The sequence below is a fragment of the Klebsiella planticola genome (genome assembly GCF_000783935.2).
In the GTDB taxonomy this organism is placed as follows: Bacteria; Pseudomonadota; Gammaproteobacteria; order Enterobacterales; family Enterobacteriaceae; genus Klebsiella; species Klebsiella planticola.
The window spans coordinates 886,786-907,105 of record NZ_CP026047.1; the positions used below are offsets into that span (position 1 = coordinate 886,786).

24 protein-coding genes are annotated in these 20,320 nt (G+C 56.1%); 17 read left to right on the forward strand and 7 right to left on the reverse strand.

Annotated elements, in window-relative coordinates; genetic code table 11:
- Window positions 1-10 precede the first annotated feature (10 nt).
- From endA to ruvX, 5 genes are all read left to right on the forward strand, one after another.
- Window positions 11-718, forward strand: a complete 708-nt coding sequence (gene endA / locus MC50_RS04175; protein ID WP_032697619.1) for a deoxyribonuclease I — start codon at window positions 11-13, stop codon at window positions 716-718.
- Window positions 719-805: 87 nt separating this feature from the next.
- Window positions 806-1,537, forward strand: a complete 732-nt coding sequence (gene rsmE / locus MC50_RS04180; RefSeq protein WP_032697617.1) for a 16S rRNA (uracil(1498)-N(3))-methyltransferase — start codon at window positions 806-808, stop codon at window positions 1,535-1,537.
- A gap of 20 nt (window positions 1,538-1,557) precedes the next feature.
- A complete protein-coding gene (gene gshB / locus MC50_RS04185) occupies window positions 1,558-2,505 on the forward strand; it encodes a glutathione synthase (RefSeq protein WP_032697616.1) in 948 nt (315 codons plus the stop codon).
- A gap of 617 nt (window positions 2,506-3,122) precedes the next feature.
- The gene (locus tag MC50_RS04190) at window positions 3,123-3,686 is read left to right on the forward strand and encodes a YqgE/AlgH family protein (protein ID WP_015585751.1); all 564 of its coding nucleotides are present in this window, start codon (window positions 3,123-3,125) and stop codon (window positions 3,684-3,686) included.
- On the forward strand, window positions 3,686-4,102 hold the full coding sequence (gene ruvX / locus MC50_RS04195) for a Holliday junction resolvase RuvX (protein ID WP_004867490.1): 417 nt from the start codon (window positions 3,686-3,688) through the stop codon (window positions 4,100-4,102). Before MC50_RS04190 ends, ruvX begins: the two co-directional genes overlap by 1 nt.
- Before the next feature lie 74 nt (window positions 4,103-4,176).
- Here ruvX and MC50_RS04200 read toward each other — a convergent pair whose 3' ends face one another.
- Both MC50_RS04200 and MC50_RS04205 read right to left on the reverse strand, forming a co-directional pair.
- Window positions 4,177-4,830, reverse strand: coding sequence for a LuxR C-terminal-related transcriptional regulator (locus tag MC50_RS04200; protein ID WP_047663470.1), 654 nt, complete (start codon window positions 4,828-4,830; stop codon window positions 4,177-4,179).
- 334 nt (window positions 4,831-5,164) lie between these two features.
- Window positions 5,165-6,145: a type IV pilus twitching motility protein PilT gene (locus tag MC50_RS04205; protein WP_047663471.1), complete on the reverse strand. Its 981-nt coding sequence runs from the start codon at window positions 6,143-6,145 to the stop codon at window positions 5,165-5,167.
- Window positions 6,146-6,161: 16 nt separating this feature from the next.
- Between MC50_RS04205 and MC50_RS04210 the strand changes: the two genes are divergently transcribed.
- From MC50_RS04210 to MC50_RS04245, 8 genes are all read left to right on the forward strand, one after another.
- Window positions 6,162-6,866 (forward strand): YggS family pyridoxal phosphate-dependent enzyme, encoded by a 705-nt coding sequence (locus MC50_RS04210; RefSeq protein WP_032697613.1) that lies wholly within the window; start codon window positions 6,162-6,164, stop codon window positions 6,864-6,866.
- A gap of 17 nt (window positions 6,867-6,883) precedes the next feature.
- Complete coding sequence (locus tag MC50_RS04215; RefSeq protein WP_032697611.1) at window positions 6,884-7,450, forward strand: YggT family protein; 567 nt, start codon at window positions 6,884-6,886, stop codon at window positions 7,448-7,450.
- Complete coding sequence (yggU, locus tag MC50_RS04220) at window positions 7,447-7,737, forward strand: DUF167 family protein YggU (protein ID WP_032690761.1); 291 nt, start codon at window positions 7,447-7,449, stop codon at window positions 7,735-7,737. The genes MC50_RS04215 and yggU overlap by 4 nt, the downstream gene beginning before the upstream one ends.
- 12 nt (window positions 7,738-7,749) lie before the next feature.
- A complete protein-coding gene (locus MC50_RS04225; RefSeq protein WP_032690759.1) occupies window positions 7,750-8,343 on the forward strand; it encodes an XTP/dITP diphosphatase in 594 nt (197 codons plus the stop codon).
- Window positions 8,336-9,475: a radical SAM family heme chaperone HemW gene (hemW, locus tag MC50_RS04230; RefSeq protein WP_047663472.1), complete on the forward strand. Its 1,140-nt coding sequence runs from the start codon at window positions 8,336-8,338 to the stop codon at window positions 9,473-9,475. The genes MC50_RS04225 and hemW overlap by 8 nt, the downstream gene beginning before the upstream one ends.
- A 312-nt stretch (window positions 9,476-9,787) precedes the next feature.
- Window positions 9,788-10,834, forward strand: coding sequence for an ABC transporter substrate-binding protein (locus MC50_RS04235; RefSeq protein WP_047663473.1), 1,047 nt, complete (start codon window positions 9,788-9,790; stop codon window positions 10,832-10,834).
- 61 nt (window positions 10,835-10,895) lie between these two features.
- The gene (locus tag MC50_RS04240) at window positions 10,896-11,708 is read left to right on the forward strand and encodes an ATP-binding cassette domain-containing protein (RefSeq protein ID WP_047665388.1); all 813 of its coding nucleotides are present in this window, start codon (window positions 10,896-10,898) and stop codon (window positions 11,706-11,708) included.
- 4 nt (window positions 11,709-11,712) lie between these two features.
- The gene (locus tag MC50_RS04245; protein ID WP_032690756.1) at window positions 11,713-12,960 is read left to right on the forward strand and encodes a sugar ABC transporter permease; all 1,248 of its coding nucleotides are present in this window, start codon (window positions 11,713-11,715) and stop codon (window positions 12,958-12,960) included.
- A 53-nt stretch (window positions 12,961-13,013) separates the two neighbouring features.
- Here the strand turns inward: MC50_RS04245 and MC50_RS04250 are convergent, their stop codons facing one another.
- Genes MC50_RS04250 through trmB form a run of 3 tightly spaced genes read right to left on the reverse strand, consistent with a single transcriptional unit; the run spans window position 13,014 to window position 14,829 of the window.
- On the reverse strand, window positions 13,014-13,733 hold the full coding sequence (locus MC50_RS04250; protein ID WP_032697607.1) for a YggN family protein: 720 nt from the start codon (window positions 13,731-13,733) through the stop codon (window positions 13,014-13,016).
- A 50-nt stretch (window positions 13,734-13,783) separates the two neighbouring features.
- Window positions 13,784-14,110 (reverse strand): YggL family protein, encoded by a 327-nt coding sequence (locus MC50_RS04255; protein ID WP_032690754.1) that lies wholly within the window; start codon window positions 14,108-14,110, stop codon window positions 13,784-13,786.
- Window positions 14,110-14,829: a tRNA (guanosine(46)-N7)-methyltransferase TrmB gene (trmB, locus tag MC50_RS04260; protein WP_032690753.1), complete on the reverse strand. Its 720-nt coding sequence runs from the start codon at window positions 14,827-14,829 to the stop codon at window positions 14,110-14,112. Before trmB ends, MC50_RS04255 begins: the two co-directional genes overlap by 1 nt.
- 136 nt (window positions 14,830-14,965) lie before the next feature.
- On the opposite strand from trmB, the gene mutY reads away from it, so the two are divergent.
- From mutY to MC50_RS04280, 4 genes are all read left to right on the forward strand, one after another.
- Window positions 14,966-16,024 (forward strand): A/G-specific adenine glycosylase, encoded by a 1,059-nt coding sequence (mutY, locus tag MC50_RS04265; RefSeq protein WP_032698798.1) that lies wholly within the window; start codon window positions 14,966-14,968, stop codon window positions 16,022-16,024.
- Between the two features lie 27 nt (window positions 16,025-16,051).
- On the forward strand, window positions 16,052-16,327 hold the full coding sequence (locus MC50_RS04270) for an oxidative damage protection protein (protein WP_047663474.1): 276 nt from the start codon (window positions 16,052-16,054) through the stop codon (window positions 16,325-16,327).
- 50 nt (window positions 16,328-16,377) lie between these two features.
- Window positions 16,378-17,460 carry a membrane-bound lytic murein transglycosylase MltC gene (gene mltC / locus MC50_RS04275; protein WP_015585742.1) on the forward strand — a complete coding sequence of 361 codons (1,083 nt, stop codon included), beginning with the start codon at window positions 16,378-16,380 and terminating at the stop codon, window positions 17,458-17,460.
- 239 nt (window positions 17,461-17,699) lie between these two features.
- Window positions 17,700-18,959, forward strand: a complete 1,260-nt coding sequence (locus MC50_RS04280; RefSeq protein ID WP_032690751.1) for a nucleoside permease — start codon at window positions 17,700-17,702, stop codon at window positions 18,957-18,959.
- Between the two features lie 37 nt (window positions 18,960-18,996).
- On the opposite strand, the gene citG is transcribed toward MC50_RS04280, so the two are convergent.
- Together citG and citX are read right to left on the reverse strand one after the other, a co-directional pair.
- Window positions 18,997-19,800: a triphosphoribosyl-dephospho-CoA synthase CitG gene (citG, locus tag MC50_RS04285; protein ID WP_047663475.1), complete on the reverse strand. Its 804-nt coding sequence runs from the start codon at window positions 19,798-19,800 to the stop codon at window positions 18,997-18,999.
- Entirely contained in the window at window positions 19,778-20,317 is a 540-nt protein-coding gene (citX, locus tag MC50_RS04290; RefSeq protein WP_047663476.1) for a citrate lyase holo-[acyl-carrier protein] synthase, read from the reverse strand. The genes citG and citX overlap by 23 nt, the downstream gene beginning before the upstream one ends.
- Between the last annotated feature and the right edge of the window lie 3 nt (window positions 20,318-20,320).

Genomic DNA, 20,320 nt, shown 5'->3' on the forward strand with positions numbered 1-20,320 from the left:
GGAGTTCACGATGTCCCGTATTTATATTTTTGCCGCGGCGTTTCTGACCGCCGCCTGTAGCGGCCAGGTCGCGGCCGAAGGAATCAACAGTTTCTCCCAGGCGAAAGCCGCCGGGGTAAAGGTCAATGCCGATGTCCCCGGCGATTTCTACTGCGGCTGTAAAATTGACTGGCAGGGGAAAAAAGGCGTTATCGATCTGGAGTCCTGCGGTTATAAAGTGCGTAAAAATGAAAACCGCGCCAGTCGGGTCGAGTGGGAACACGTCGTTCCAGCCTGGCAGTTTGGCCACCAGCGCCAGTGCTGGCAGGACGGCGGACGGAAAAACTGCGCCAAAGATCCGGTCTATCGCAAGATGGAAAGCGATATGCACAACCTGCAGCCGGCGGTGGGCGAAGTTAACGGCGACCGCGCCAACTTTATGTATGGCCAGTGGAACGGCGGCGAAGGCCAGTACGGCCAGTGCGCCATGAAGGTCGACTTTAAGGATAAGGTTGCCGAGCCGCCCGCTCGCGCCCGCGGTTCTATCGCCCGCACCTACTTCTATATGCGCGATACTTATCAGTTGACCCTCTCCCGCCAGCAAACCCAGCTTTTTACCGCCTGGGATAAGATGTATCCGGTCACCTCCTGGGAGTGCGAACGCGACGAGCGCATCGCTAAAGTACAGGGCAACCACAATCCGTACGTCCAGCAAGCTTGCCAGGCGCAAAAGAGCTAACCTACACTAGCGGCAATTGTTAATTTGCAGGTGCCGCTTCCCCCGACATGGAAAAGCGGCACCTGCGCGAAGAACGGAATAGCCAGCATGCGCATCCCTCGCATCCACCACCCGGAACCTGTTACCGTAGGTAGTCAAATCGCCCTCTCTGACGATGCCGCCAATCACGTTGGCCGCGTATTACGTATGGGCAAAGGCCAGGCAATCCAGCTTTTTGACGGCAGCAATCAGGTTTTCGATGCCGTGATCGCCGAAGCCGGAAAGAAAAACGTGTTAGTTGACGTGATCGGCAGCGAGACCGACGATCGCGAATCCCCTCTGCATATTCATCTGGGCCAGGTGATGTCGCGCGGCGAAAAGATGGAGTTCACCATCCAGAAATCGATTGAACTCGGTGTAAGCCTCATAACGCCACTGTTTTCCGAGCGCTGCGGCGTTAAACTGGATGCCGAACGTTTGCAGAAAAAGATCCAGCAGTGGCAAAAAATCGCCATCGCCGCCTGCGAGCAGAGCGGCCGCAACGTGGTGCCGGAGATTCGCCCGGCGATGCAGCTGGAGGCCTGGTGTGCTGAGCAGGATAATGGCCTGAAGCTCAATCTGCACCCGCGCGCCAGCGCCAGTATCAACACGCTGCCGTTGCCGGTTGAACGCGTTCGCTTGCTGATTGGCCCGGAAGGCGGCCTGTCAGCGGAAGAGATTGCGATGACCGCTCGCTACCAGTTTACTGATATTCTGTTGGGACCGCGCGTTCTGCGTACAGAGACAACTGCGCTCACTGCCATTACCGCCCTGCAGGTGCGTTTTGGCGACTTAGGTTGAAGCGTTAACGGAGAATAACCATGATCAAGCTCGGCATCGTGATGGACCCCATCGCAACCATCAACATCAAGAAAGACACCAGCTTCGCTATGTTGCTGGAAGCGCAGCGTCGCGGCTATGAACTCCATTATATGGAGATGAACGACCTGTACTTAATCAACGGGGAAGCCCGCGCCCGCACGCGCAAGCTCAGCGTGGAGCAGAATTACGATAAGTGGTATGAGTTTACCGGTGAGCAGGATCTGCCGCTGGCGGATCTCGACGTCATTCTGATGCGTAAGGATCCGCCGTTCGATACCGAGTTTATTTACGCGACCTATATTCTTGAACGTGCCGAAGATAAAGGCACGCTGATCGTCAACAAGCCGCAGAGCCTGCGCGACTGTAACGAGAAGCTGTTTACCGCCTGGTTTGCCGACCTGACTCCGGAAACGCTGGTGACCCGCAATAAGGCCCAGCTGAAAGCCTTCTGGGAAAAACACGGCGACATTATTCTGAAACCGCTGGACGGCATGGGCGGTACCTCTATTTTCCGCGTGAAAGAGGGCGATCCTAACCTGCCGGTCATTGCGGAAACCCTGACCGAGCTGGGCAGCCGTTACTGCATGGCGCAGAACTACCTGCCGGCAATTAAAGATGGCGATAAGCGCGTGCTGGTTGTCGACGGTGAGCCGGTGCCTTATTGCCTGGCGCGTATCCCACAGGGTGGTGAAACCCGCGGTAATCTTGCTGCCGGTGGCCGCGGCGAAGCACGTCCGCTGAGCGATAGCGACTGGGCCATTGCGCGCCGCGTCGGGCCAACGCTGAAAGCTAAAGGGCTGATCTTCGTCGGTCTGGATATCATCGGCGATCGTCTGACGGAAATTAACGTCACCAGCCCAACCTGCGTGCGTGAAATTGAAGCGGCGTTCCCGATCTCCATCACCGGTATGCTGATGGACGCTATCGAGAAGCGCCTCGGAAAATAGGATCATTCAGGCTAACGACCCGTATCGTTAGTCTGCAAAATCTTCTGATTCAACGAAAGATTTCAGGCTACAGGCAGGCGATGACGCAGCGAGTACCCGGGAGCCTAGTCCGCTATATGACCGGGTTGAGCGAGGAAATCAACGCCCCTGTCGCCTGAAGAATACGCCGCGAGATTCAACGACAGATTTCAGGCTACAGGCAGGTGATGACGCAGCGAGTGCCCGGGAGCCTAGTCCACTATGTGACCGGGTTGAGCGAGGAAATCAACGCCCCTGTCGCCTGAAGAATACGCCGCGAGATTCAACGACAGATTTCAGGCTACAGGCAGGTGATGACGCAGCGAGTACCCGGGAGCATAGTCCACTATGTGACCGGGTTGAGCGAGGAAATCAACGCCCCTGTCGCCTGAAGGATACGCCGCGAGATTCAACGACAGATTTCAGGCTACAGGCAGGCGATGACGCAGCGAGTACCCGGGAGCATAGTCCACTATGTGACCGGGTTGAGCGAGGAAATCAACGCCCCTGTCGCCTGAAAGATAAAGTTGAATCGACAGGTCCTTGCTTTACCCGCATACTGGGTGCTGCTTTTTGAACCAGGAACAGAACCTCTGACAATGAATTTACAGCATCACTTTCTGATTGCCATGCCTGCTCTTCAGGATCCGATATTCCGCCGCTCCGTGGTCTATATCTGCGAATACAACGACGATGGCGCCATGGGCATTATCATCAATAAGCCGCTGGAAAACTTGCAGATTGACGGAATTCTGGAAAAGTTAAACATTGTCGCTGAACCGCGCAATCCGGAGATTCGTCTGGATAAGCCGGTGATGCTCGGCGGGCCGCTGGCGGAAGATCGCGGTTTTATTCTGCATTCACCGCCTTCTGATTTTTCCTCCAGCATTCGCATCTCCGATAACACGGTGATCACCACTTCCCGCGACGTACTTGAAACGCTCGGCACGGACAAGCAGCCGGCTAACGTGCTGGTCGCCCTGGGCTATTCCTCCTGGGAAAAGGGTCAGCTGGAGCAAGAAATCCTTGATAACGCCTGGCTGACGGCCCCGGCGGACCAGAATATTTTGTTTAAAACGCCTATTGCCGACCGTTGGCGCGAGGCGGCAAAACTGATCGGTATCGACATTGTGACGATGCCCGGCATAGCGGGGCACGCGTAATGAGTGGAACGCTGCTGGGTTTTGATTTCGGTACCAAAAGTATCGGCGTGGCGGTCGGCCAACGCATCACCGGTACCGCCCGCCCTCTTCCTGCGCTGAAGGCGCAGGATGGTAAACCGGACTGGAACGTTATCGAAAAGCTGCTTAAAGAGTGGCAACCAGAGGCCGTCATCGTCGGCCTGCCGCTGAATATGGACGGGACTGAGCAACCGCTCACCGCGCGCGCGCGTAACTTCGCCAATAAAATTCACGGCCGCTTTGGGGTGAAAATCACTCTGCACGACGAGCGTTTGAGCACGGTAGAAGCCCGTGCCGGGCTATTTGAGCACGGCGGATTCCGCGCCCTGAACAAAGGCAGCATTGATTCTGCCTCCGCGGTGATTATCCTGGAAAGCTACTTCGAGCAGGGCTTCTGATCCCGAAGCCATAATGATGATATGGCGCCCTCTTCTGCGAAGTGGCGCCATCGCTCTTTCGCCTGTCTTAATGCCTAGTGACGTAAATGCTCATTGGCCCAGCTGACTGCCTGGGTGCGGTTTTTTACGCTCAGCTTACGGAAAACATTGTACAGATGTGTACGTACCGTGTTTTCACTGATAAACAGCGCACGAGCAATATCCATATTGGTTGCACCGCAGCGTAATTCATTGAGAATTTCACATTCACGCTCGGTGAGCGGCGAACTCTCCGTCGGGATCGATGTATGATCCGCGGCATACATCGCCGGGTGCATCACGCTCAATTCAGCCGTCTGTTCGCCATTAAGTACGGCCTTAACGCCCTCAATTAAACGCGATTCATCATCGTCATGGCGGAAAACGCCATACAGCGCTGGCCACTGCGCCATTTCATAAAGCTCATATTTTTGTGCGCTGTTGATAATCAGCAGCCGCGGGTTTTCCGCGCAAGATCGAATAATATCTCGCCACAGCCCGTTGAGCTTTTTATTCGACACGGCGATATCAAATACTATTACCGACTCTTTCGGCAGACGCTGAGTTAGCGGTTTGTTAATATTATGGAGCGTCACCCTGACCGACAATGTATTGGTCAGGTAATTGGCAAATGCCTGACTCTGAATTGACGGATGAGTAATAAAAACGATCTGACGGGAAGAAGATAAATTACCTGAAAAATTAATCACTTAAAACTCTCCTTAGCAAGCACCCACCATCATGGCGGTTAAATGAATTAAACCTAAAATTACAAATAATTAATAAATTTACATTTCAAAACAATATTTCACAAGAAACGTCCTGTTTCCATAAACAGCATAAGTCGAAGAGATGAAAAGTGTCAAAAGATAATCTTATTTTTTCTTTATTCTGCGAGGGAAATGCCGCTCGCCCTTTCACAGCCGTCATTAATTTGACGTAGTCATTTATGGCTAAATTATATTCAGCCATAATAACCACAAACATTAATAAAACATTACGATAACAACACTCAGGTATGAAAACTGAATATTAAAACAGCGCTTATAACAGACCCGCTGCCACACGCTGTTGAAAACTTTGCGTAAAAGTCAGCATTCCGGCCTGTTGACCGGTTTGCATGACCCCCGGCAATTGATGAGTTTTCCCCTCGCGAATCAAATTTGCTACCGCCGGGGTATTCACCAAAAGCTCGTATAGCGCAACTCTTCCCTCTGACGCTGTCGGCAGTAATTTTTGTGCCAGCACCGCACATAAACTTCCCGCTAGCTGGCTACGTATTTGTTCTTTTTCCTGCGCAGGGAAGACATCAACCAGACGCTCAATCGCCTGAGCCGCGCCGCGGGTATGCAGCGTGGCCATCACCAGATGGCCGGTCTCCGCAGCGGTCAGCGCCAGGCGGATCGTTTCGCTGTCGCGCAGCTCACCCAGCAGAATCACATCGGGATCCTGGCGCAGCGCCCCCCGCAGCGCCGTGGAAAAAGAGGGACAGTCGCGTCCGATTTCACGTTGTTGAATCAGACATCGCTTGCTGTGATGGATAAACTCCACCGGATCTTCAAGCGTCAGAATATGCCCTTCACGCTGCTGGTTGAGATGATTGACCATCGCCGCGAGGGTGGTCGACTTACCGCTGCCGGTGGCTCCGGTCACCAGAATCAAACCGCTTTCTTCATTCAGCAGTTCCGTCAGCGCCGCAGGAACACGCAGCGCCTCAATCCGGGGACAGCTTTCCGGCAACAGGCGCAGCGCTAATGAAATACCCCGAGCGTGAGAAAATGCGCTGGCGCGAAGGCGCGGTCCGCCGTCGGGGGTTAAGGCAAAATCCACCTGTCCGTTGGCCTGCCAGTGCGCGCGCTGTTTCTCATCGAGCCACCCGTCAAGCCATTTCCCGATATCCGGCGTGTGAAATGGCGCCGGCTCAAGCTTTCCCTGTCGACGCCAGCGCGCTGCCGAGGTATTGCACAGGTGTAGATCGGAGACATTATGCTTTACACTAAGGGCCACGATTTCTTCCAGCTCCATAACACATCCTCGGAATATGAACGATATTGCGCATAACCTGGCACAGGTCCGGGACAAAATCTCAGACGCTGCCGCGCGCTGCGGCCGCGATCCAGAAGAAATTACGTTGCTTGCAGTGAGTAAAACGAAGCCTGCGAGTGCGATTGAAGAAGCGATAGCCGCAGGCCAGGTGGCTTTTGGCGAAAACTACGTCCAGGAAGGGGTGGAAAAAATCCGCTACTTCCAGGAAGCAGGCGCCTCTTCGCTGCAGTGGCACTTTATCGGGCCGCTGCAGTCCAACAAAAGTCGTCTGGTGGCGGAACACTTTGACTGGTGCCACACCGTCGATCGTCTGAAAATCGCCACGCGGCTCAGCGAGCAGCGCCCTTCGCATCTTCCGCCGCTTAATGTATTGATTCAAATAAACATTAGTGACGAACAGAGCAAGTCGGGCATTCTGCTGCAGGCGCTGGATGCGCTGGCAGCGGAGATTGCCGCCCTGCCCAATCTGCGGCTGCGCGGGTTAATGGCCATTCCGGCACCTGAGTCAGAATATGTAAGGCAGTTTGCCGTGGCCCAACAAATGGCGGTAGCATTTGCGCGATTGAAAACGCAATACCCTACGGTCGATACGTTGTCTTTGGGCATGTCGGATGATATGGAAGCCGCAATCGCGGCGGGAAGCACGATGGTGCGCATCGGTACCGCAATTTTCGGTGCGCGCGACTACAGCAAAAATTAAGGAATCTGAGGAACGCCATGAAGACGTTGACTTTCCTGCTGGCAACGGTCATTGAACTCTACACCATGATCATGTTGCTACGCGTCTGGATGCAGTGGGCACGCTGCGATTTTTACAACCCGTTTTCGCAGTTTATCGTTAAGGTCACCCAGCCTGTCGTCGGGCCGCTGCGACGCATTATCCCGGCCATGGGCCCCATCGACAGCTCCTCGCTGCTGATCGCCTTTATTCTCTGCGTCGTGAAAGCCATCGTGCTGTTTATGGTGGTCACCTTCCAGCCGATTATCTGGATCTCCGCGCTGCTGATTTTGATTAAGACCGTCGGCCTGCTGATATTCTGGGTGCTGCTGCTGATGGCGATCATGAGCTGGGTAAGCCAGGGCCGTAGTCCGGTGGAATTCGTTCTGATGCAGCTGGCCGACCCGCTGCTGCGCCCGATTCGCAGAATGCTGCCGTCGATGGGCGGTATCGATTTCTCGCCGATGGTGCTGGTGCTGCTGCTGTACGTGGTCAATATGGGCATCGCCGAACTGCTGCAGGCGACGGGTAACGTTCTGCTTCCGGGGCTGTGGATGGCGCTATGAGTGCCGTCGAAGCCTGCGCTGACGGGCTGGTGCTGCGGCTGTATATTCAGCCCAAGGCCAGCCGTGATAGCATCGTTGGTTTACATGGCGACGAACTGAAAGTCGCCATTACCGCTCCCCCCGTAGATGGCCAGGCTAACGCCCATCTGGTTAAATTCCTCGCCAAACAGTTTCGTGTCGCGAAAAGCCAGGTGCTGCTTGAAAAAGGCGAGCTTGGCCGCCACAAACAGATAAAAATCATCAACCCGCAACAGATCCCGACTGCGGTCGCGGCGCTGACAAAATAGACAGGATTAATGATGCAAAAAGTTGTTCTCGCCACCGGTAACGCCGGGAAGGTTCGCGAGCTGGCCTCGCTGCTGGAAGATTTTGGACTGGATATCGTTGCTCAAACCGAGCTGGGCGTGGATTCCGCCGAGGAAACCGGACTGACCTTTATCGAAAATGCGATTCTGAAAGCCCGCCATGCCGCGCAGATAACCGGCTTACCGGCGATTGCCGACGACTCCGGTATCGCGGTAGACGCGTTGGGCGGCGCACCGGGTATCTATTCAGCTCGTTACTCCGGAGAAGACGCTACCGACCAGCAGAACCTGGAAAAACTGCTCGATGCCCTGAAGGACGTCCCGGACGACCAGCGTCAGGCGCAATTCCACTGCGTGCTGGTCTATCTGCGGCATGCGGCCGACCCGACGCCGGTTGTTTGTCACGGCAGCTGGCCTGGGGTCATTACCCGTCAGGCGGCGGGCAACGGTGGCTTCGGCTACGACCCGATTTTCTATGTTCCGTCCGCAGGCAAGACCGCGGCGGAACTCAGCCGTGAAGAAAAAAGCGCGATTTCCCACCGCGGGCGCGCGTTAAAACTGTTACTGGAAGCGTTACGTAATGGCTAATTTGCCGCCTCTGAGCCTGTATATTCATATCCCATGGTGTGTGCAGAAATGTCCGTACTGCGACTTTAACTCGCATGCGCTAAAGGGCGAGGTGCCGCATGATGATTATGTGCAGCATCTGCTGACCGACCTGCGGGCCGATGCGGACTACGCCCAGGGACGTGAAATCGGCACGATTTTCATTGGCGGCGGAACGCCGAGCCTGCTCTCCGGGCCGGCTATGCAAACCCTGCTCGACGGCGTACGCGACTGCCTGCCGCTGGCCGCCGGTGCGGAGATCACCATGGAAGCCAACCCAGGCACCGTGGAAGCCGATCGCTTCGTGGAGTACCAGCGTGCGGGCGTGAACCGCATCTCCATCGGCGTGCAAAGCTTTAGCGAACCTAAACTGCAGCGCCTGGGGCGTATTCACGGCCCGGATGAGGCAAAGCGCGCGGCGCATCTGGCAACGGGGCTTGGCCTTCGTAGCTTTAACCTCGATTTGATGCACGGCCTGCCGGACCAGACGCTGGACGAGGCGCTGGACGACCTGCGTCAGGCGATCGAACTCAATCCGCCGCATCTCTCCTGGTATCAGCTGACTATTGAGCCGAATACTCTGTTTGGCTCCCGTCCGCCGGTGCTGCCGGATGACGACGCCCTGTGGGATATCTTTGAGCAGGGATATCGTTTGCTGACGGCGGCAGGTTATCAGCAGTATGAGACATCGGCCTATGCTAAACCGGGTTATCAGTGTCAGCACAACCTGAACTACTGGCGCTTTGGCGACTACCTTGGCATCGGCTGCGGTGCGCACGGGAAAATTACCTTCCCGGACGGGCGCATTTTACGTACGGCAAAAACGCGCCATCCGCGGGGCTACATGGAAGGCCGCTACCTCGAACGTCAGCATGACGTAGAGGCTGCCGACAAACCCTTCGAATTCTTTATGAACCGCTTCCGTCTGCTGGAAGCGGCACCGCGCAGTGAATTCAGCCGCTACACCGGTCTGGAAGAGCACGTGATCCGGCCGCAAATTGACGCCGCCATCGCCCAGGGCTACCTGGCTGAAGATGAGCGCAGCTGGCAGATAACCGAGCACGGCAAGCTGTTTTTAAACTCGCTGCTGGAGCTGTTTCTCAGCGAAGATTAATCCCCCCCGGGCGGTCCTCGACCGCCCGCTGTTGCTCTTTTCCCCCACTTCTCCGTCCGTTTTATTGTCCCCGTTCCGGTCAAATCACCTGATCACTTTTTATGCAATTCTTTGCAGCCAATCACAAATCCGCATCGACTTTTTTCCATTTCTTGACTCCGTTTTAGTGCAGTGGTAATCCTGCTTCATCGGTTGAGCAAATGTAAAACAGAAGTATCCTACATGTGAATTATTAGTAACTCTTATTAAAAAAGTCTGTATGACGTCGGCTCCGGCTGGCGGGCTCAAACCTATAAAAAAGAGGGTAATATAATGAATTACCGTAATATTTTTATCGCACTCGCAACAATATCCGGCGGTATTTCCGCGTCGGCACAAGCGGCCGAATCCGCCACCGTAGCATTTCTCATGCCCGACCAGGCCTCCACGCGTTATGAGCAGCATGATTTCCCCGGATTCAAAGCGGAAATGAGCAAGCTGTGCGCAGAATGTAAGGTCATTTATCAAAACGCTAACGCCAGCGCGACGCTGCAACAGCAGCAGTTCAATTCGGTCATTGCCCAGGGGGCGAAGATTATCGTTCTCGATCCGGTTGACTCCTCCGCGGCCGCCGCCCTGGTCGAAAATGCCCAGGCCCAGGATGTTAAAGTGATCGCTTACGATCGCCCTATCCCCGATAAGCCAGCTGATTTTTACGTCTCGTTTGATAACGAAGGTATCGGCTATGCGATTTCACAATCGCTGGTTAATCATCTGCAAGAGAGCGGCGTGCCAAAAGGGGCCGGCGTCCTGCAAATTAACGGCTCGCCGACCGATGCCGCCGCAGGGCTTATCCGCGATGGTATTCATCGTGGGCTGAAAGCATCGGGTTACACCACCCTCGCGGAGTTTGATACCCCGGAATGGGCGCCGCCTAAAGCGCAGGAGTGGGCCGCCGGGCAGATAACCCGCTTCGGGGACAAAATTAAAGGCGTCGTCGCGGCCAATGACGGCACCGGCGGCGGTGCCATTGCCGCCTTTAAAGCCGCCGGCGTACAGCCGGTTCCGCCGGTCACCGGGAACGACGCGACGATTGCCGCGCTGCAGCTCATCATCGCCGGCGACCAGTACAACACTATCTCCAAACCGTCAGAAATCGTTGCCGCAGCCGCGGCGAAAGTGGCCGTGGAACTCATTCAGGGTAAGAAACCGCAGGCGAGCACCACGCTGTACAACACGCCTTCTCAGCTGTTTACCCCGGCAGTCATCACCGCCAAAAATATCAAAGCGGAAATTTTCGATAAAAAGATCCAGACCTACGCTCAGGTGTGTACCGGTGAATACACCGCAGCCTGCCAGAAATTAGGTATTGAGAAGTAATGCTGCCCCTGCGTCCGTCGTCGCCGACGGGCGTAGTTTCACCATCATTGAGGTCTTTTTTATGTCGCAACAATCAGACATCGTCGCCGGCACCAGGCAACCTGTTTTAAAACTGAGTCATGTCTCCAAACACTTCGGCGCGGTCTCTGCTCTGACGGATATCGAGCTGGAGGTTCATGCCGGCGAAGTGGTCGCGCTGGTGGGCGATAACGGCGCGGGAAAATCCACGCTGGTGAAAATTCTCGCCGGCGTACACCAGCCCACGACCGGCACCATTGAGTTTGACGGTAAGACCATCACTCTCGACAGCCCAGGCAAGGCGCTGGAATACGGTATCGCTACGGTCTTTCAGGATTTAGCGCTGTGCGAAAATCTCGATGTCGTCGCAAACCTGTTTTTAGGCCACGAGATTTCGCCGCTGCAGCTGGACGAAGTGGCGATGGAGGTACGGGCCTGGACGTTATTGCAGGAGCTGGCGGCCAGAATCCCGTCGGTGCGCGAGCCGATTGCCTCGCTTTCCGGCGGCCAGCGCCAGACGGTGGCGATCGCCCGTTCGCTGCTGATGAACCCCAAAATCATCATGCTTGATGAGCCTACCGCCGCGCTCGGCGTGGCCCAGACGGCGGAAGTGCTCAATTTGATTGAGCGCGTTCGCGAGCGCGGCCTCGGCGTCATCATCATCAGCCACAACATGGAAGACGTCCGTGCGGTGGCCGATCGCATCGTGGTGCTGCGGCTCGGGCGCAATAAAGGCATCTTTACCCCCGACGCCTCAAACCAGGATCTGGTGGCGGCCATTACCGGCGCAACAGAGAATGCCGTTTCACGTCGCGTCGAACGAAAATCACAGTCTAGCGCTTCCGGAGTGATTTAATTTTATGAACAGCAAGACAGCATCCCGCCCCGCACTGGATCGCAGCGATGAGCGCGTCCAGCACAACGACGGCCTGTTCGGCGTGGTACGTGCGCAGATCAATCGTATCAAAACCGGCGATCTGGGGACCGCGCCGGTCATCGCCGGGCTGATCGTGATCTCCCTGGTTTTCACCTGGCTCAACCCGGTATATATCGCGCCCAATAACCTGGTTAACCTGCTTTTTGACTGCGCGACCGTTGGATTTATCTCACTGGGGATCGTCTGCGTACTGATGCTCGGCGAAATCGATCTTTCGGTGGGCTCAATGAGCGGACTCTCTTCAGCGATTGTTGGCGTGCTGTGGGTTAATGCCGGCTGGCCGGTTGCCGCGGCGATTGCCGTCGCGCTGCTGTGCGGTATCGCCGTCGGGCTGCTTTACGCCCTGCTGTATAACCGCGTCGGCATGCCAAGCTTCGTAGCGACGCTCGCCGGCCTGCTGGCGCTGCTCGGGCTGCAGCTGTATATCCTCGGCCCCAGCGGCAGCATTAACCTGCCCTACGCCTCTCCGCTGGTGCGGTTTGGTCAGCTACTGGTGATGCCGGGCTGGTTCTCTCATCTTATGGCGCTGCTGCCCGGGCTGGCGATCCTGGTATTTGGCCTCAAAACGCGTACGCGCCGCCTGGCGGCGAACCTGTCGGCGGAAGCCGTCAGCTCACTGTTATTGCGCGCGATTCTGCTGACGGTAATCTTTGAAGCCGCCGTGTTCTATCTTAATCTCGGGCGCGGCGTACCGTGGATTTTCGGCCTGTTCGTCGCGTTGGTGATGATGCTCAACTATGCGCTCAAGCGGACGCAATGGGGGCGCTCGATGTTTGCCGTCGGCGGCAACCGCGAAGCCGCACGCCGTTCAGGGATCAACGTGCGGGCTATTTACGTCAGCGCCTTTGTACTCTGTAGCACCCTCGCCACCTTCGGCGGCATTCTGGCCGCTTCCCGGCTGGCCTCGGCGAGCCAGCAGGCCGGGACAGGTGACGTGAATCTGAACGCCATTGCGGCGGCGGTCATCGGCGGTACCAGTCTGTTCGGCGGGCGCGGCAGCGCCTGGTCCGCTCTGCTGGGGATCATCGTGATTCAGTCGATTTCAAATGGTCTGACGCTGTTAAATCTGCCGTCATCGCTACGCTACATCATTACCGGCTGCGTGCTGGCGATTGCGGTGATTATTGACTCGCTGGCCCGTCGTTCCCGCGTATCGCACGGACGTGCCTGAGAAGGATGAACGCGGTGTGCCCCGGTGAAGGCCGCGGCACACCGCAGAGAGCGTTATTTCAGGGAGCTCACCAGCGCCTTGCGGCTGTCTTCAAGGGAGACGACCCGGCTACAAACGTCTTTGCCAAATTTCTGGAAATCCGCTTCCTGGTTTTTCCACTCTTCCTGAATTGCCGTTTGCAGGCCGCCGAGGCTGCCGAGGATCCCCTGCAGCGGATTGCCCCCGCCTTTCAGCACTGCCTTTGCGCCCATCTCGTTGATGCTGTCCTGCAGAATGCCGCCCATCGCCTGATTAACCAGCTGCTGGCCGTCGGCGCGCACCTGATCGATCGCTTTGTAATGGAAAGTCAGGCCGTCGCTGCGACGTTCAATAATGCGGTTCATCTGGGTTTTCAGCTGCGCGTCAAGTTTGGTCAGACGACTATGCATACTGCTGCTGGCGCCAACCTGCTCGGTAATGATTTTATCCAGCGCCTGACGCCCTTTTTCGACTCGCGAACGCGCGCCGTCATCAATCCACGGCAGGCTGCTGCGCAGGCCGGCCTGATAGTCCTGGGCCTGCTCACGCTGGGCCGCAGACAGAGAATACTGTTTTCCGTTATAGGTCAGATTGCCGTCCGGTTTAATCACCAGATCGCCGTTCTCCCCGGTTACCTGCACCTGATGCGGGCTGAGGATCACGTCGTCACGCGGCGTGACGCTACATTGGTAGTCCGCGTGCGCGGACAGAGCGGTAACGGACAGCGCCACCGCCAGCAGCGTTTTGCGCATCATAAAACTCCCTTAAGACAAAACGGGTCGGCAATTGCCGACCCTTGTCAAACTTAGTCCCACCAGACGTCAAAAAGTTCGCTGGTGCGCACATCGGCAAGCCCGCGATCTTCCAGCCACTTACGCACGATAGCCTGATGCTCCTCGGTACATTTACCGATTTCCTGCAGGCAGATTAGCCCTTCCCAGGAGAGGTAACCGCTGCCGTCAAACGCCAGTTTGTTCGGCTCGATCACTTCCTCAATCAGGTCATTCACGGTGCGATCGATATGCTCTTCAGTGCTCCCTTCCGGAAAACGCCATGCGACGGAAAAACCGATTTCCTGAAACTCGTCGATATGCATTTTTTTACGCAGACGACGGCTACGATTCTTTGCCATTATTTCACCCTCTCGAACATTAAGTCCCATACGCCGTGGCCAAGACGATGGCCACGCTGTTCAAATTTGGTTACCGGACGCGATTCCGGGCGCGGTACATAATCGTTGCTTTCTGACAGGTTACGATACCCTTCCAGCGATGACATCACTTCCAGCATATGCTCAGCATACGGCTCCCAGTCGGTCGCCATGTGGAAGACGCCGCCCAGTTTAAGCTTGCTTTTCACCAGCTCAGCAAAAGGCGCCTGCACGATACGGCGTTTATTATGACGCGCTTTATGCCACGGGTCAGGGAAAAACAGCTGCACCATGTTGAGAGAATTATCCGGAATCATGGTGTGGAGCACCTCGACCGCATCGTGACACATCACGCGCAGGTTGTGTACACCCTCTTCTTCGGCGGAGGCCAGGCAGGCACCGACGCCCGGTGAGTGAACTTCGATACCGAGGAAATTCTGCTCAGGCTTCGCTTGCGCCATCGCCACCAGCGAAGCGCCCATGCCGAATCCGATCTCCAGCGTAGTCGGCGCGTTGCGACCAAACAGCGCGGCGAAGTCGAGCGGCGCATCGTTGAACTCAACGCCCATCACCGGCCAAATGTTATCCAGCGCATGCTGCTGCCCTTTGGTCAGGCGGCCCTGGCGGCGGACGAAGCTACGAATACGGCGCAGCGGGCGGCCGTTTTCATCGAATTCCGGAGATATGACGTCGTTTTTCATAAAAGTTAGGTCTGCTTGTGAGAGTGTTCGGAAAACGGGCATTATCCAAAGTTACCCGACGGATGCAAGGGTTTACAGCCTGTCGCCCTTATGCTGCAATCTGCCACCCTGATATCGCGATTCCGGAGCTGTAGCTTTGACTTTTCTCGCCGCGCAATTTTCAGCCCAGGTGCTGGACTGGTACGACAAATACGGGCGTAAAACCCTGCCATGGCAAATGGGTAAAACGCCTTACAAAGTATGGCTCTCCGAGGTGATGTTGCAACAAACGCAGGTCGCTACGGTGATTCCCTATTTCGAACGCTTTATGGCCCGCTTCCCGACGGTAACCGATCTGGCCGCGGCGCCGCTGGATGAAGTGCTGCATCTGTGGACCGGACTGGGCTATTACGCCCGCGCGCGCAATTTACATAAGGCGGCGCAGCAGGTGGCGAGCCTGCACGGCGGCGAATTCCCGCAAACCTTTGACGAAGTGGCGGCGCTGCCCGGCGTCGGGCGTTCCACGGCCGGCGCGATTTTATCCCTCTCCCTTGGCAAGCATTACCCCATTCTCGATGGCAACGTGAAGCGCGTGCTGGCCCGCTGCTATGCGGTCAACGGCTGGCCGGGGAAAAAAGAGGTTGAGAAACGATTATGGCAGATCAGCGAAGAGGTCACGCCGGCAAAAGGGGTCGAGCGCTTTAACCAGGCGATGATGGATCTCGGGGCGATGGTCTGCACCCGCTCGAAACCCAAATGCGAGCTCTGTCCGTTAAGTAACGGCTGCGTCGCTTACGCAAACCATTCATGGGCACAATATCCTGGCAAAAAACCAAAGCAGACCATTCCGCAGCGAACGGGCTATTTCCTGCTGATGCAGCACGGCAATGAAGTATTGCTTTCCCAGCGTCCGCCGGTCGGCTTATGGGGCGGATTATTCTGTTTTCCGCAGTTTGAAGAGGAGGCCGCACTGCGCGAATGGCTGGCTCAGCGCGGGATAAAGGATGATGATCTGACGCAGCTGACCGCGTTCCGCCACACTTTCAGCCATTTCCATCTGGATATTGTGCCGATGTGGCTTAGCATAGATTCATCTGGCGCATGCATGGATGAAGGCAGCACACTCTGGTATAACTTAGCGCAGCCGCCGTCGGTTGGACTGGCGGCTCCCGTGGAGCGCTTGTTGCAACAGTTGAAGGCCGGGGCTCTTGCATAGCTTTCTGGCGAATAAAGAGGATGACTAATGAGCAGAACGATTTTTTGTACTTTCCTGCAGCGTGAAGCGGATGGCCAGGATTTCCAGCTGTATCCGGGTGAGTTAGGCAAACGCATCTATAACGAGATTTCGAAAGAGGCATGGGCTCAGTGGCAGCACAAGCAAACCATGTTAATCAACGAGCAAAAGCTCAACATGATGAACGTGGAGCATCGCAAGCTGCTGGAACAGGAGATGATCCAGTTCCTGTTTGAAGGGAAAGATGAGCACATTGAAGGCTACACGCCGCCTGAAAAAAAGTAAGAGTCCTCTGACTCTTAAGCACAACAAACACAACGCACACACCCGGAATGATGAAAAAATATTTAGCGCTAGCGCTCATTGCGCCTTTGCTCGTTTCGTGTTCCAGCTCAAATAAAAAGGGCGATGGGTATAACGAGGCCTGGGTTAAGGACACCAACGGCTTCGATATTCTGATGGGTCAGTTCGCCCATAACATCGAAAATATTTGGGGTTATAACGAAGTTCTGCTCGCCGGGCCGAAAGACTACGTTAAGTACACCGATCAGTATCAGACCCGTAGCCACATCAACTTTGATGAGGGCACCATCACCGTCGAGACCATCGCCGGTACCGATCCGACCGGCCGTTTACGCCAGACCATCATTAAGACGCTGCTGATGGGCGACGATCCGGGGTCAATCGACCTCTATTCCGACGCCGATGATATCCAGATTTCGAAAGAGCCGTTCCTTTACGGACAGGTGGTGGATAACCACGGCGATCCGATTCGCTGGGAGTGGCGGGCCTCGCGCTATGCCGATTATCTGTTGCAAACGCGGCTGAAAAGCCGCAGCAACGGCCTGCGGATGATCTATAGCATTACCATTAATCTGGTGCCGAACCACCTCGACAAACGTGCGCATAAGTACATCGGCTACGTTCGCCAGTCGGCGCGGAAGTATGGCGTCGATGAGTCGCTGATTCTGGCGATTATGCAGACCGAATCCTCTTTTAACCCGTACGCCGTGAGCCATGCTGATGCGCTGGGTCTGATGCAGGTTGTGCAGCACAGCGCCGGGAAAGATGTCTTCCGTGCGCAGGGGAAATCGGGGCTGCCAAGCCGCAGCTATCTGTTCGATCCGGCGAATAACATTGATACCGGCACCGCCTATCTGGCGATGCTGAATAATGTGTATCTGTCAGGTATCGATAACCCGACCTCGCGCCGCTATGCCGTGATCACCGCGTATAACGGCGGCGCCGGCAGCGTATTGCGCGTCTTCTCCAGCGATAAGGTCCAGGCGGCCAATATTATCAACAGCATGACGCCGGGGGATGTCTATTCCACCCTCACCAACCGTCACCCGTCGGCGGAATCGCGCCGCTATCTTTATAAGGTGAATACGGCGCAGAAGTCCTACCGCCGGAAATAAGGTTATCTCCTCGCCCGCCCCTTTCCCGAGCAGAGAGGGTCGGGTTTTCCCGCTTCACCTCGCCTTTCCCATAGGAAAATGTTATTTGCATCACAATCTAATCTGCAAATTAATGGGGATTGCATTTTTTTGCGGAAGGTAACAAAACATCGCGGCGTTAACTGATAGAATTTCATCAAATTGAAACCCTGAATGTAATTATCACAACACATCCCCCGCTTACTCGTGAGGAAAATAACATGAACCTTAAGCTGCAGCTTAAAATATTGTCGTTTCTGCAGTTCTGCCTGTGGGGTAGTTGGCTGACTACACTTGGCTCCTATATGTTTGTGACGCTCAAGTTCGACGGTGCGTCTATCGGCGCCGTTTACAGCTCGCTCGGCATTGCGGCAGTTCTGATGCCAACGCTGCTGGGTATCGTGGCGGATAAATGGATCAGCGCGAAGTGGGTTTACGCGCTGTGCCATCTGGTGGGGGCAGGTACGCTGTTTATGGCGGCCCAGGTCACCACGCCTGGGGAGATGTTCTTTGTGATTCTGCTTAACTCGCTGGCCTATATGCCAACGTTGGGCTTAATCAACACGATTTCCTACTACCGTCTGAAATCCGCCGGTCTGGATATTGTGACCGATTTCCCACCGATTCGTATCTGGGGCACCATCGGCTTTATTATGGCGATGTGGGGCGTCAGCTTCGCGGGCTTCGAGCTGAGCCACATGCAGCTCTACATCGGTGCGGCGCTCTCCGTTGTCCTCGCGCTGTTCACCCTGACGCTGCCGCACGTTCCGGTCTCCAATCAGCAGAAAAACCAGAGCTGGAGCAGCATGCTTGGCCTCGATGCCTTTGCCCTGTTCAAAAACAAGCGGATGGCGATTTTCTTTATTTTCTCCATGCTGTTAGGCGCAGAGCTGCAAATCACCAACATGTTCGGCAATACCTTCCTGCACAGCTTCGATAATAACCCGCTGTTCTCCGGGAGCTTTATCGTTGAGCACGCGTCGGTGATGATGTCGATTTCCCAGATCTCCGAAACCCTGTTCATTCTGACTATTCCGTTCTTCCTGAGCCGCTATGGCATCAAGAACGTGATGATTATCAGTATTTTCGCCTGGATGCTGCGCTTCGGTCTCTTCGCCTATGGCGATCCGACCCCGTTCGGCACCGTGCTGCTGGTTCTGTCGATGATTGTTTACGGCTGCGCCTTCGACTTCTTCAACATCTCCGGCTCGGTGTTTGTTGAGAAAGAGGTGAGACCTGAAATCCGCGCCAGCGCCCAGGGGATGTTCCTGATGATGACCAACGGCTTCGGCTGTATCCTCGGCGGCGTGGTGAGCGGGAAAGTGGTGGAGATGTATACCACCAACGGCATCACCGACTGGCAGCCTGTCTGGCTGATCTTTGCTGCCTACTCGTTGGTTCTGGCCATCGCCTTCATCGCGCTGTTTAAATACAAACACGTGCGTGTACCGGCCGGCGCGCAGACCACCCCCGCGCATTAACCGATTGTTCCCTCCCCTCTCTTCGGGGGGAGGGAAATTAACCGCACTTCCCTAAAACCCACGCCACCGACAGTAAATCCGCGCTCCCTCCCGGGCTTAAATGACGCTTTATCAGCGCCCGGTCCATCTCCAGTAAACGCCGGCGATCCCAGCCGTTTGCCAGCAGCGTTCGCGCATAGCTCTGCACATATCGCAGCCCATGAATACCGCCGCGCGACACCAGATTACTGTCCGGATTCACCGCCATCAGGCGCAGGAGCAAATCATGCAGCTGGCGGCCGTTCCACTGAGGCAAGACGCGACGTACCGTCGCAAAACCACTTTCCGCCTCACCGCGGGCGCCGGTTAAACCCAGCTGCCGGAACTGACGTTCGCCTGCGGTTGCTGCCGCGCTGCGGCCAGCCAGCTCGCGCGCCACCAGCCCCCGGCACAGAATTCCCACTTCGCGACAGAGGTTTGACGCGGTCACCTCCCGCACCCTTCCGGCGGCAAAACAGAGTAGCCCGAGAGCAAATATCCCCCCTTTATGAGTATTCACGCCACCGGTTGCGGCATACATTGCCTGCTCGCAGGCAATGCCCATCGGGCGTAGCAGGCGCAACTGCTCGCCTGCCGGTTGGTCTGCGTAGTCACTCCCCAGCGCGGTAAAGCGGGAGAGCCACGGCGCAATCGCGGTAATACTGCGGACAAACAGAGCGTGGTCCATATCGTGATGAGACCCGTTGTTGAGTCGGTCCACCAGCCCCGGCTTAGGGGTCAGCTCCAGCTCCTGCCACAGAGCCTCTTCCGCCAGACGAGGGACCTCAATGGCGCAAAATTTAGTCGCGGGCAAACCAGTCATTGATAATCTTCTCCACACTTCCCACCACCTGCCCGACCGGATGCTTGCGCGAGCGAGAGCAGACATGCGCCGGCTCATCACACACCAGGCAACGGCGCATGTGCAGGCCAAGCGCCAGGCGGCCAACGTGGCCATCCTGCGGGCAGATCACATCCAGGTCCCACAGCCTGCCGAGCGGATGGCTCTGCTCCAACGCCACGCAGTGGGCCTTGATCTCCGGCGCATTGTGCGCCACGGACCACATCGCCTCAGGCCCCGTCGGGAGCCACAGTATCTGGCGATCCCGCACCGGCCAGCGGTTCTCCCACAGCAGCTGGTCGCACATCTGTAGCGCCACGCCCATCGTATTGCGGTAGCGGAGACTATTTTTTACCGTTCCCGGTGTCACCAGGGTCAGCGAAATAATCGGCTGTTGATAACGTTTTAGCCAGTCAGCCTGGCGCGCCGCGCGGCATTCTTTCGCCGCCAGCCACGCCTCAAGGCTGACACCCGCCGCCACGGGTGTCGCAGTGTTCATGTC